Below are 12,201 nucleotides of genomic sequence, written 5' to 3'. Positions count from 1 at the left end.
GAGATTGAGGGCCTCGATAGGAGTTGCCAGCATCTCGGTCTGGGAATAGCTAGGATTTGGCAACCACTTCTTTCTTTCGGCAAGTCAAAACAATCCGAGACTTCGGAAGACCTAAGCCAACACCCGCATCTGCACATGCTCAACGGAGGGAATCCGCAGGACCGTGCCAGGGTCGAGGTCCAGCGGTAAGAAGAGGTCGTTGTAGTCGCAGATGATCCACCAGAGCTTGGCGTCGCCGAAGTAGCGGCGGGCGATAATGTCGAGCCGCTCACCGTCGGTCACGGTATGAAAGCGGTCGTCGTACCGGGGCGTGGCATCAATGCGTTGCCGAGTCCCCAGACATTCCCCGTCCTCGTCGCGGTACAGGACACACGTCGCATATCGCGAATCCTTGCCGATCATTGGCGCACCTCCGTGTAGTTGACCGACTCGTCCACATACTCTTCCAGAACCAAATCCACCTCGGCGTGCTGCGGCAGGAGGTTGTCCCGGTCGAACATGTGGAAGTACCGTGCCTTCACGTTGCTCACGACACATTCGACGCCGGGGTACAGGTCGCCAAAGATGAACAGCACCCGGTGCGGTGCGTTCTTGAGCATGGTGCCCGCGTGTTCCGGATAGAGGAGCGACCGCAGCCAGTGGACCTTCTCTTTGACCGGCCCCTTGAACAGATGCAGCTTGAACGCAATCTTGCGTGGCTTGCCGGAAACGTATTGGTAACGGGGATGACTCATGCCGGGGATCTCAACCTCGGCATAGTCCGTGGACTTGTCGTCGGCGATATCGTCCGGATTGTATTGGAACTCCAGTCGTTCATTGGTGTCGATATCGACGATATAGCCCTTTATTTCCCGCTGGTCCCAGCCCACCTCAAATCTCCGTGAGTTCGGCGACCACCTTGCCCAACCTTTGCGCCTGGGCAATCTCGCGGCGCATCCCGTCCGACACCCCGTCTCCCACATAGGCCCAGACCTCGTCGCATACCGTCATGAACTCGAGTCCGCAGGCGATGCCGACCTCCCGTTCTTTGGGTTTGGTGTCGTCCATGAACTGGGGATACAGGAGGTGCGGCGCGAAAGGCGCATGGCCCCGCTCAACCGCCTGGCGGCAGAGCTTGCGGGCCGTTTCTATGTTCCGGTCCACGTCGCCCGCGAACCGGCTGCAGATGAAGACACGTTTCATGGGGTACTCCTCACAACGTTTCATAGTTGCGAATCTTCTGTTCGCGCATGTCCTTGTATACGGCCTCGGCCACCACGCGCCCGTCGATCTGCGTGGTCACCGCGAGGTCAATGGGCCGCTCGGCCACGGAATCCAACCGCGCCAAGACGCCTTCCAGGAGCATGCGGAGCGAGGCGTCACGCTCCTGTGTTGTTTCCGCTGCGTCGCCCTGCCGCTGACGCTGATCCGTCAGAATTTCCATGCGCCGGACAGGCAACTCAGGCGATAGTTCCGGAGCGGCAACCGTAACCGGTGGCATAGGTCCAAGGGCTTGTGGCAGCAGGTCAACAGGAACCGCGCCCGGAAGACTTGGTTCCTGCATCGTCCATTGGAGCGGCATTGTCGCCGGTGCGAGCCGTGGCATCGCCGCCGACACAATCGCGGGAAGCTGCAGCAGCGCCAACGAGGGGACATCCGGTTGAACTTGCGCGGCAAGCGCCGCACTGGGCAACGCGGGAACGTCCGGCGACAAGTGAAGCGGAGCCTCGAATTCGGGCTCGCCGGAAAATGGCCCAATCGTGATCGGGTCGACCCGTCCTGGGACATTCATCGTGCCAGGCACGGCAGGGAGCAATTGCGCGGACAGGCTTACGTCCGGCAACTCAGGTGAAAACGCAATGACGTTTCCGGCAATGCTCGTATCAAGCGCGGGCACGCTCAGGGGTCGAAGGTTCGCCCCGAGTTCCAGTTCCGGAACGGGGCGCGGAACAACATCCAGCGGCACGGCCGATAGTGCTCGTGGAATATCCCGTAACTGCGCCGAGACCGGGACGTTCATCGCCGATGCTTCGGGCAGAGCTATGCGTGGAGTGACAACCGGCGCGGGAATCCTGGCCATATTCATTCCCGCATCGAGCGGAAGGGCGGGCGATTCCGGAATCACCGGGCGGGCAACGGCTTCTACGTCCCGAGGAGGTACTGCAAGCGCGGAAAAGACAGGCTCTTGAGGCGTCTGCACCATCGTGATCGGCGCAGGCTGCGCAATACTCTTTGCCACAAACGTATCCGGCACGGCCCCGGCCATTACCGGCGTCAAAAGTAGTGCGGCCTGGAACGTCCGTGGAATCAGCGAAGTGTCGAGCCGCGGCATGACTTCCGCGAAGAGCTTGGGCAGTTGTTCGGTAAGCACGGGCTTCAGATTGAGCACGGCCTCCAACGCCCGGGGCATGAGTTCCTCGCGCAGTTTGGGAATGAGCGAAACCTGCTGCGTGACAGCGGGGACCGCCGCCACCGGCACAATAACCGGAGGCGGAGGTGGTGTACCCACGGGCTGCGGCGTTTCCGTTCCGGCCACCCAGGAAGCGGCGCTTTTCAGGCCACCCCAGATGCCGCCGGCCACGTCGCCCACGCCCTGGAGTGCGCCACGCCCCACATCCATGACCGTGCCACCGACACTCGCCGCGATGTCTTTTGCCTTCCCAAGCACATTTCCAGTCGCCGAGGCCACACTCGCCAGACCGGACTGAATGGCGCCTACCACAGAAGCCATACCATCGCGCAGACCATTCCACAGCGCGGTGGCGCGCTCACCGATACGTGCGAAGGCGCCAGTCATGGCGTCATGGATACCCGTCGCGGCGGATTGCACGCCCTGTGCGAATCCGTTCAGGCCCTCCTTGATGCCGGTCCATACGGATTGCAGCCCCGGTATGATGGATTGGGCTGCAGCGGTGACCGTCTCGAAGGCGGACGATGCGCCTGTCCGCACCGTTTCCCACAAGGCCCCGGCCACCGAGGCGCCCGCTTGGAACGGCGCGGCGAGAATATTGCCGATTCCGGAGAACAAGCTGGCGATACCCTCGGGAATCCGGCCCAGCGCGGATAGCAGGGCACCGCCCAGCGACGCAACCGCTTCGAGCGGCGCGGTGAACAGGCTCACGATCCCGCCCGCCAGCGACTTCAGAATGCCCGCGCCGAACTCGAATGCCCGGCTCAACAATCCGCTTTCGCCGCCGGAGAAGAAGCCGATGACCTTCTCGAACACATCACGAAGTAAGCGCAAAGGAAACAGGACCAGAGACAAGATACCTTCGCCCAGCGTTCGAAGAATGGAAGCGCCGAAGGAGAACACATTCCCCAGCATGCCGCCGCCATCACCGGTGAAGAGTCCGCGAATCCAGTCGAAGACGCGCCCAATGAGCCGGAATGGAAGAAGTATGACGTCACCCAGTCGGGAAAAGAGGCTGCCGATAACTGACGGAATGGCCTTCAACCCTGACCACAACCCGGCAAGAACGTCCTTTGCCCATCGGAATGGGGTCAACAGGAATTGCCCCACCGCGCCCGCGATGGCCTTGAGTCCGTCCACCAGCGACATGTCGCCGGTCAGCACCCGCCAGACCGCGTGAATGATCCTGCCCGCCGCCACGAAAGCCTGTGCAATCATGCGTACGGGCAACAGGAAGCGATAGGCGAATTGCCCCGCCCATACCAGGCCAGACACGATTATCTTTGCCGCCCAGGTCACGACCCGCACCACGATGGCCAAGCCCCGGACAATCAGCGACAGGTTCCAGACCACGACGCGCAGGGCGTAGGCCAGACCTTGCAGCAGCACGCCAGCCACGGTCCCAATGACCTGCCCGAGACTCCGCCAGGCCGCGCCATCCGTGGCGCCGGCCGCCACGCCAAAGACCTCCAGGATGGAGAGCACCGCCCGGCCCAGCGCGCCGAAGGCCGTCATGAGCGATTGCACGGCGGGTTCGAGTATCGCGCGGACGCGTCCAAACGCTTCCGAGAACGCGCCCCACAGCCCCGCCAGAAACTCCCGGACCCGGTAATAGACTTGGAAGACCGTGGTGACAAAGCCCATGAGTCCCGCCGCCTCGAGCTTCTGGGCCAATTCCGCGGACATTTGCCCGACGCCGCCATTCAGGGAGCTTACCAGCGCCTGGATGCCCTGGACCGCGAGCCGGACCTTTTCCCAGACGCCCGCGACCATGTCGCGGATGCCGCCGAAGTTGGTCTCCCAAGCCTTCTTCAGGAGGTACACCGCCAGGACAATGCCCGCGATGGCCGCCGTGACGGGAAGGAACCATGCGGCAATGGCCGAGCCAACTCCAGCCGCCGAAGCGCCGATGGCCAAGACGCCCGCCTTGATGGCCGGCAGGGCGAGTCCAAGCATGCCGATGCCCGCCATGACGCCGCCCGCCGCCACGAGAATGCCGCCCAGCGCCATGGACAGCGTCAGGACCACGCGCGTCACGCCGGGCACGGATTTTGCCAGGCGTTGCAGCACAAGGATGGCCTTCGAGATTCCGCCGATGACCGGCCCGATGACGGGCAGCAGCGTCTTGCCCAGTATCTCGAACAGATTGCTCACCTGTTGCCGGAGCAGCGTGAACTGCGAGCCGATGTCCATGTTCATGGCCTTGGCCATGGTTTCCGTCACCGTCGCGCCGGATCGCATCGCGTCGCCAACGGACTGAATATTCGTCTCCAGCGCGTCCATCCCCTGCGTCATCTGCAGCACGAACTTGACGGCCTCGTCGGACCCGAACGCTTTCTTGAGCGTCACCTGCGCGGCCGCCTGGGACAGGTCCGGAAACTGGCTCTGCAATTCGCGGAGGATGGGGATGACGCCCTTGAGCCGCCCCGCGGAATCCGTGAACGACAACCCCAGTTCGTCTCCGGCCTCGGCGGCCTTCATCATGAACGCCTTATATAAGGTGCCCGCCTCGGAGCCGGGCATGGTGGTCTGAAGCTGCCCCAGGATGGCGAGTTGTTCTTCCATCGGAACTCTGGATGCCGCCGCGACCGCGCCGATGTTCTTGATGGCGTCGGCCATCTGCGGGCCGGTGGTCTTGAAGGCGGCCACGGTCTGGGACAACGCGCCGGAGAAGGCGGTTGCCCATTCCATGTCGCTCATGTCCGCCATGATGGGCTTGAAGATGCCGTAGGCCGTCGTGAACGTGCCGACCATTTCGTCCGTCGTGGCCTTGGTCGCCTTGCCGGTGATCGCCGCCATGTTCGTGAAGATGCCGACGGCCTCGTCGCTCAGGTTCGCCAGTGCGGATTTCACGTCGTATGTCGCGGTGATGAACTGGGCTTTCCGCGTTCCGGCCCACTGGTTCGTGAAGGACTCCGCCGCATTCTCGATGGCGTTGAGGTCCTTCACGCCCACCGACGAGAGTTCGCCGAGGGCCTTCTGCGTTTCTGCTGTCGACGCCACAAGCGCGGCGGGAACGGCGAGCATGGCCAGGCCCGCGCCAATCATCATCGTGCCCTTCTGGATACGGTCGAGATTCAGCGTCATCCGCTCGCTGGCCGCCGCGACGGACGCGTCCAGCGATTGCATGGATGATTCGATGCGCATCGCGTTGCGCGAAAACGCATCCTTCATCGAAACGACAACGCCCAGTCCCAGATCGTTCACTTCCTGCGCTCCATCTGTTTGCGCTCATACTCGAGTTGGGTTTCCAGCATCTCCACAAAGCGGCGGCGGACGTGCGCGGGCATGGCCATCACGTCGCCATAGCTCCAGTGCAGTCCGCCGTAGGCAAGGAAGAAGGCGTCGGTCAGAGGGTGGCCGCCTGGGGGAATAAAAAAGCCGGTTCCGCCTCCAGCCGCGTTTGGATGACCGCGCCGCAGGCGAGGCAACTGGTCTTGATCACCGTATCGATGCCGCCGTCCTTCGCGCGCATTTCCGCGCGCAGCGCATTGAGGTCATAGGCGGGCAGGTCGAGGAACGTCTTGCGTGTCGGCGGTTTGCCGCCCAGTTCCTTGATGCGCATGAGCATGGCGGAATGGATGCCCGGATTCTTCAGCGCCACGAGCCGCTTTTCCATGTGTCCATCGAGCGGTATGAAGACAACTTCCTTCTCCGATTTCGGCAGCTTGAACCGGAACTCGCGCTCGGCGGGATAGGGTGTGACCGTGAGGTCTTCGAGATTGATCTCGACCGGATTGTCCTCGCCGCAATACGGGTCCGGGCAGTGGAGCGACAACGCCACCTCGTCGCCGAAGGAAATCTGGCGCAGCTTCACGAGCAGGAAAAGCCGGTCGCCGCTGAGCAGTCCGAGCACGTCTTCCATGGCCGGTGCGTCATTGCCGCCGAGACTCTCCAGGCAGTTCAGGAGCACCTGGTTCACCGCCGCGCCGTTCTTCATCAGGCGGCGGTCGGTAAGCAGCGATTCCTCGTTGCCGGTAATGGGACGCAGCGCGGCCTCGATGCCGCTGGGAAGTTCGAAGGTATGCATGTTGGTTCTCCTCAATCGTCCGTCCAGAACTGGTAGCAGATGGTTAGCGACTCGATGGTGTTTTCCGTGTTGCCGCCCTCGAGTTCGGTGTACTCGACCTTCTTGACCCAGGCGCCGTGCAGCGTCCAGCGCCGCGTCTCGTTGCCAGAGCGGTCATAGCGCACGATGTCGATATCGCGCATGTAGTCGTTCGGCAGGCCGCCGGTGGTCGCGTTCACGTCCACCTCCTGCTTCAGCCAGTCGAGCGTGGCCTCGTCGGTGCCGTCCTGGAGGATGCCTTTCTCCAGCACAATGTCGTCGAACTTCACACGGCCCGCCACCTTCTGGTCGAACATGGAGCCGCCCGGCGCGAAGACGACCTCCTCGAATTCCGTCGTCGGTTCCTGGCCCTTCTGGAACAGGGCCACGTCGAAGCCGTTCACCTCGATGGCGAATTGCCAGTTCTGATAGAGGCTCTTCGGCATGTTGCCACTGCGCATTGCGGATACCTCCTATGCGTTGCCGAGGACTTCCGAGAAGGTCGCCCCGGTATCGGTCATGATGAAGTTGAGTTCGATGAATTCCGCCGTCTTCGTGGGTTTGACGAAGACGCGGCAGATGAGTTCGTAGCGGTCGATGACGGCGGGCGTGTTGGTCTCCTCGTCGCATTGCACCGCGAAATCGTAGAGTCCGCCCTTGTCCTTGATGTCCTGCAGGAACGGTTTGATGAGCCGCAGCAGCGCGCGCCAGGTCTGTGGATTGTTGGGCTGGAAGACGACGAAGCGCGAGGATTCCGCGATGGCCTCTTCCATGAACATCATGAGCCGCCGCACGTTGACACGGTCCACGGCGGACGGCTGGCTCTGCAGCGTCCGCTGGCCCCAGATGTTGATACCCGTATCGGGGAACACGGCGATGACGTTCACGCCCTCGGGGTACAGAACATCGCGCTCGCCCCGGCTGGTTTTGTACGCCACCGAGAGCGCATTCAAGACGCGGCCCCGGTCGATGCCCGCCGGCGCGTACCACACCTCGGTCTTCTGGTCGCTGCGGGCGTAACACCCGGCCACCGCGCCGGAAGGCGGAATCAGCTTCGATTTCCCCGTCATCGGGTCGGTGATTTCCAGCCACGGGTAGTAGAGCGCGGCATAGGAGGAGTTGAAGGCCGCGTGCGAATAGAGCCCCTGGCCCTTGCGGAAATCCACGGCCTCCTGCGGTTCCAGATGGATGGGTGTATCCGCCAAAAAGATGAGGTCCTGCCTGCCTTCCACGTAGGCGACGGCGCCGCTGATGACGGGCGCCGTGGTCACACCGGGGACGGACAGTATGTTCAGCGCATCCACTTCATCGAAGGCATAGACGCCCGTGTGCTGGGAAGGGTCGCCCAGATAATCGATGTCGGAAAGGTCCGCCAAACCGTCTTCGCCGCCGGAAAGCGTTTGATTGCCCACGGCGGGCCGGTCCGTCGCGAGGCCCGTGGTTACGGAAAGGTCGCGCGTGGTGATCCAGTTGGACTTCCCGTTGACGGCCAATTCGACATGGTTCGCGGAGGACTCGTCCATGGACAGACCCTTGAACACCTCGACCACGTTGCCTTTGTAACGCACAGTGAGGTCAAAGACATTCGCGGGGTCCAGGTTATTGTCCGCGATTTCCACGGAGAGCCGGTCGCCCCAGGCACCTTCATTGATCGCCGATATTTCGAGTGTGCCCGCGGAATTTGCGCCTCCGGCAAGCGTTGCTTGCGCGGCGGCTGCGGCCACACCGCTGTCCACGGTCGCCGCCGACACCAAGGCGGACGCTGCGAGGTTCGCCGTGACACCCGTAACCACTTCGTCCGCCGTAGTGATTGCCTCGCCCGTGTCGTCCGTGGCCAGATGGACGGTGATGGCCGTCCCCGTAACTTCAACCGACAGCGGGGTATCGCTGCCCGCCGCAATAAGCGCGATGGAAATGGCATTGCCCGCCACGCCAGGATTCCTGGCGGTCCATGTGATCCGGTCCGTACCCGGCGTGCCTGAACGCAATACCGCCGCAACGGCATTTCGTCCGGTGAGTGTGGCCGTGGCCTTCTCCGCCGTGAGCGTGCTCCGGTCCGTCGGATCGGTCAGATGGGCGACGCGGTTCACCCAGAGCACCGCGCCGCCGTTGTCGAAGAAGGCGCGCGCGGCATAGGCGAGGTATCCGGCGGCAATATAGCCGCCGAAGGTGTTTATGAATTGTTCCCAGCTCGTTACGAGCGTGGGCTTGTTGATGGGACCGCGTTCCGCGATGCCCACCATGGCCGCGGAAGAGGTCGAGATCTGCTTTACGTAGAAGCTGAAGTCCGTCTCGCGGACCATCACGCCGGGGGATAGTTGTGTCGTCATGGTTACTTGCCCTTCCGCGTGCGTTTCCCGCCAGAAATGACCTTGGCTGGAGACGGCGACGAGGTTTCCAGCGGCGCTGCGATTTTGGGTTGCTCGGTTTCGCGGAGGTCCACGTAGTTGCGCCGCTGGGCCTGCTCGAGTTCCGGCGATACCAGGTCCGAGGCAATGGTGCGGCGTTCACGCGGCCCAAGGTGCAGGCTCGTACCGTCCGCCAACTGGAAAGTCAGCGGCTGAAACAGAAGGTTTTTCACTTCAATCATGGTTTTCTCCTTGTAGAGGGGGTTCATGGGTTCGGGTTTCTTCGATGCCGCCGGTGTACTGGAAGGTACGGTCGCGGGTGAGCTTGCCCTCGCGGACGATGCCGTCGTAGACGGGACAGTCCTCGATCCGCGCGCGGCCGCTGGCCTGGCGCAGGTTGGAAAGGTTCACGCGCTTCAGACCGCCCAGCGGGGTAAGCTCGGTGAGATTGAGCGTCCCGTCCGGCGACAGGTCGAGCACCTGATGGACCTGGTAGAACCGCGCAACGCGCTCCTGGAACTCGAGCAGTTCCGGTTCCGCGGCCGTCGTGACGATGATGTCGAAGTCCAGGTGGTAGAGGCGCGGCGCATTGCATTCCTCGTAGGAAAGCGCCGGGACATCGCGCTCAAGAAACCGCGCCAGCGTCCGCCGGACCGTGTTCTCCGTGAGCACCGGACCCTGCAGCAAAACACTCGGGGTTCGCTTCACCTCGAAGACATCCTCCGCCGCGACCAGCACGGCATCCGGATGGATGTCCCGCTTCGCCAGCCGGATGAATTTCTCGACGACTTTCCGAATCGCGCTCAAACCACGGTCCTCCAGTAAGCACTCTGATGGTTACTTACCGGAAGAAAGGGAAAACTGTCGGGTTGAGGGTTATACTGCGGACACGCTTGAGGAGATGTCATGAGGGAGATTCTTCAGATATAGTTATTTCAATCTGACCAGCACGGACTCGTGTGGATAAGGAACTTTAGCGGCTGCTCAGCCAGGAGATTGAAATGGACCCCCGACAACTGTGCATAGATGAGCGACTCCGTTTGGGCTGTGTTTATTGCGGAGGAGAGCCGGATACGCGGGACCATGTTCCGTCGAAAATCCTACTTGATGAACCGTTTCCGGCGAGCCTACCCGTTGTTCCAGCGTGTAGAGAATGCAATCAGAGTTTCTCCTTGGACGAGGAATACTTGTCCTGTTTGCTGGAAGTTGTCCTGAAAGGTTCCGTCGACCCGCAAGAGCTTGAGCATGCGCGAGTCAGAGATATACTCACGCGTAAACCCAGCTTGGCCGATCGCCTTCTTGATGCCAAACATGTGGACGAGAATGAAGAAATCACATGGCAACCGGAATTGGAGAGAGTGAGAAACGTATTGCTTAAACTGGCACGCGGCCACGTTGCATATGAGCTTAATCAATCAAGAACAGAGAGCCCGAATAACATAACAGCAATTCCACTGGCTCTATTGTCAGAGAGCGACCGAGGACAATTCGAGCGGGGACTTGTTGACGAAATCTCTGGATGGCCCGAAATAGGCTGCCGTGCATTTTACAGGGCATGCGGTGTTCCTCCCGATCCCCATCAGGACGGCAATTGGATCGTAGTCCAGGAGCATCAGTATCGTTACATGGTTTTTGAAACCTCAAGCGTTGTCGTTCGTATCGTTCTGAGGGAGTATTTGGCCTGCGAAGTTGTTTGGGATATTGCGTAAGGAAAGGGACGAAGCCACCTGCAAACACGACAGGTTCATCACAAGTATGTCTTCTTGCAGTGATTCCGGTCATAAGCCCAATGCCCTCAATACCTGCCGGTAATTCTCCAGAACCTCTTCGCGATACTGCTCCATCACCGGATGCAGAAACGGACGCGCGGGGATGATGATGGTCGCGCCATTGGGGTGATGGATGGTGGCGCCGTACTCCATGACCGCGCCGATGTTCACCACGTCCTCGCCCTGGGGATTGACCGTCCCCCGCAAAAGCCCGACAAAGGCCTTGTCCGCCATGATCTTCTGTGTGATGGCGTTGACGAGGAATCCCGTATCGATAAGGGCCTTGCTGGAGCCTTTCCGGTCGATAGTGCTTTCCGCGAGCTTTGCGAAGGGCACGCCGCCGGGCGCCTGACTCTTGATGCCCCGCTGAATCTCCCGCACGAGCAACAGCGCGTTCTTCACCGTCGCAGCTCGCAACGCCGCCGCCATGCGAGGTCCAAGCGAATTCCCAAGAACGGCTTTGGCCTTGGCCCAATCTCCCGTGCGCCTAACCGGCATGGATCTTCACCAGCCGCAAGGATTTGTGCGTGACCGCGCCGAAAAGTCGCTCTTCAACCACCGCCTGTATCCGGTACGTCTCGCCGTCGGCAGCAAGCCGGTCTTCGGCACGGACATCCGCCTCGGGCAATACCGACGCCACCGCGTCGATGTCGCCGGGCAGGTCGTCCGGAGGCGTGCGATTCAACTCCAGGGGAATCGTTCCCACTTCATCGAACTGTCCCTCGTCGTGGCCATAGAGATTCTCGCCGGCCTCCCGGCGGAGGATGGTGGCCTCCTGGCCCGTGGCGCATATCAACGCCCGCACGTCGGACACGGCCGTAGCGCGCTCTGGGCCTGACAGTAAGGACATACGTTTACTCCCTGCTCATAGATGACCGGGGCGATATGCCCCGGATGAACGAAATAGTCGTCCTCGGCAAGAGCGGCCTCGGGCTTCACCTCCTTTAGTCGCGACCTGTATTGCTCGCGCAAGTCGGCTTCGAGCTTCGCCCACTGTTCAGGCTGCCTGCTCTTGTCCACCCGCTTATCGCCGCTGCTGAAGGCGAAGGCATTCGCCGTCCGCGAACGCATGATTTCGCACGCGTGAATCCGGGCCAGCAGGAGCAGGAGTTCCTGTTCCACGCCCTCCGGCGCGGGCACGATCTCACCGTCCACGATGGCAAAGACCATCTCCAAATCGCGGGCGAGCATGAGCGCCGCTCTGTGCAGACACCGCGTCAGGGTATTCTCGTCGAATAGCGTGGCATCGCTGTCGCCGAGGTCCGTGCGCAAGACGGCCAGCAAATCACTCGTTGCCACCCGTCAGTTCCTTCTTCTTCTGGCCGAGCGCATCCAGTGCCGACCGCCGCTTCTCGGTGCGCATCTGCGCCTTGGCGCGGTCGGGATCATCCATCGTATTCGCACTCGCGATGGCCTCCTGCGCGGTCATCGTGGGCAGGTTCGGCGTCTCAGGCGCCTGTTCCTGCCCCGACTCTTCCGGCTTCTTGTCAATCCGCGCCAGATGTCCGGAGGCGACCAGCGCCTCCATCTGTTTCGTGATCGTTTCCACCTCGACGGTCTGGCCCGGCTTCAGCTTCAGTCCCGCATCGGCAATCACGAGCATGCCCCGGCGTACGTTCTTCAGTTTCTCCATGGCTCGTAATCTCC

14 protein-coding genes are annotated in these 12,201 nt (G+C 61.7%); 1 reads left to right on the top strand and 13 read right to left on the bottom strand.

The annotated features are described in order from the left end of the window. Positions 1-111: 111 nt before the first annotated feature. The 9 genes from P5540_08020 to P5540_07980 form a co-directional block, all read right to left on the bottom strand. Positions 112-402 (bottom strand): hypothetical protein, encoded by a 291-nt coding sequence (locus P5540_08020; GenBank protein HRT64762.1) that lies wholly within the window; start codon positions 400-402, stop codon positions 112-114. Beyond that, positions 399-869 (bottom strand): hypothetical protein, encoded by a 471-nt coding sequence (locus P5540_08015; protein ID HRT64761.1) that lies wholly within the window; start codon positions 867-869, stop codon positions 399-401. The genes P5540_08020 and P5540_08015 overlap by 4 nt, the downstream gene beginning before the upstream one ends. 1 nt (position 870) lies before the next feature. Next, positions 871-1,182 (bottom strand): hypothetical protein, encoded by a 312-nt coding sequence (locus tag P5540_08010; protein HRT64760.1) that lies wholly within the window; start codon positions 1,180-1,182, stop codon positions 871-873. Positions 1,183-1,192: 10 nt separating this feature from the next. Next, positions 1,193-5,596: a phage tail tape measure protein gene (locus P5540_08005; GenBank protein HRT64759.1), complete on the bottom strand. Its 4,404-nt coding sequence runs from the start codon at positions 5,594-5,596 to the stop codon at positions 1,193-1,195. Positions 5,597-5,738: 142 nt separating this feature from the next. After that, positions 5,739-6,419 (bottom strand): hypothetical protein, encoded by a 681-nt coding sequence (locus tag P5540_08000; protein ID HRT64758.1) that lies wholly within the window; start codon positions 6,417-6,419, stop codon positions 5,739-5,741. Between the two features lie 11 nt (positions 6,420-6,430). Then, a complete protein-coding gene (locus tag P5540_07995; protein ID HRT64757.1) occupies positions 6,431-6,898 on the bottom strand; it encodes a phage tail protein in 468 nt (155 codons plus the stop codon). A 12-nt stretch (positions 6,899-6,910) separates the two neighbouring features. Beyond that, positions 6,911-8,767, bottom strand: a complete 1,857-nt coding sequence (locus P5540_07990) for a phage tail sheath subtilisin-like domain-containing protein (GenBank protein HRT64756.1) — start codon at positions 8,765-8,767, stop codon at positions 6,911-6,913. A 2-nt stretch (positions 8,768-8,769) separates the two neighbouring features. Next, entirely contained in the window at positions 8,770-9,027 is a 258-nt protein-coding gene (locus tag P5540_07985; protein ID HRT64755.1) for a hypothetical protein, read from the bottom strand. Beyond that, positions 9,020-9,592 carry a hypothetical protein gene (locus tag P5540_07980; protein ID HRT64754.1) on the bottom strand — a complete coding sequence of 191 codons (573 nt, stop codon included), beginning with the start codon at positions 9,590-9,592 and terminating at the stop codon, positions 9,020-9,022. The genes P5540_07985 and P5540_07980 overlap by 8 nt, the downstream gene beginning before the upstream one ends. Positions 9,593-9,981: 389 nt before the next feature. Between P5540_07980 and P5540_07975 the strand changes: the two genes are divergently transcribed. After that, positions 9,982-10,494 (top strand): hypothetical protein, encoded by a 513-nt coding sequence (locus P5540_07975; GenBank protein ID HRT64753.1) that lies wholly within the window; start codon positions 9,982-9,984, stop codon positions 10,492-10,494. Between the two features lie 69 nt (positions 10,495-10,563). On the opposite strand, the gene P5540_07970 is transcribed toward P5540_07975, so the two are convergent. From P5540_07970 to P5540_07955, 4 genes are read right to left on the bottom strand one after another with little or no spacing between them, the layout of a single operon-like run. Continuing rightward, the gene (locus P5540_07970; protein HRT64752.1) at positions 10,564-10,983 is read right to left on the bottom strand and encodes a hypothetical protein; all 420 of its coding nucleotides are present in this window, start codon (positions 10,981-10,983) and stop codon (positions 10,564-10,566) included. Positions 10,984-11,041: 58 nt separating this feature from the next. Further along, a complete protein-coding gene (locus tag P5540_07965; protein ID HRT64751.1) occupies positions 11,042-11,359 on the bottom strand; it encodes a hypothetical protein in 318 nt (105 codons plus the stop codon). Then, positions 11,347-11,853, bottom strand: a complete 507-nt coding sequence (locus P5540_07960) for a hypothetical protein (protein ID HRT64750.1) — start codon at positions 11,851-11,853, stop codon at positions 11,347-11,349. The genes P5540_07965 and P5540_07960 overlap by 13 nt, the downstream gene beginning before the upstream one ends. After that, positions 11,840-12,187 carry a hypothetical protein gene (locus tag P5540_07955; GenBank protein ID HRT64749.1) on the bottom strand — a complete coding sequence of 116 codons (348 nt, stop codon included), beginning with the start codon at positions 12,185-12,187 and terminating at the stop codon, positions 11,840-11,842. Before P5540_07955 ends, P5540_07960 begins: the two co-directional genes overlap by 14 nt. Positions 12,188-12,201: the final 14 nt, after the last annotated feature.

Source organism: Candidatus Hydrogenedentota bacterium (genome assembly GCA_035450225.1).
Taxonomy (GTDB): Bacteria; Hydrogenedentota; Hydrogenedentia; order Hydrogenedentales; family SLHB01; genus DSVR01.
This window is presented reverse-complemented; position numbering and strand designations above follow the sequence as displayed.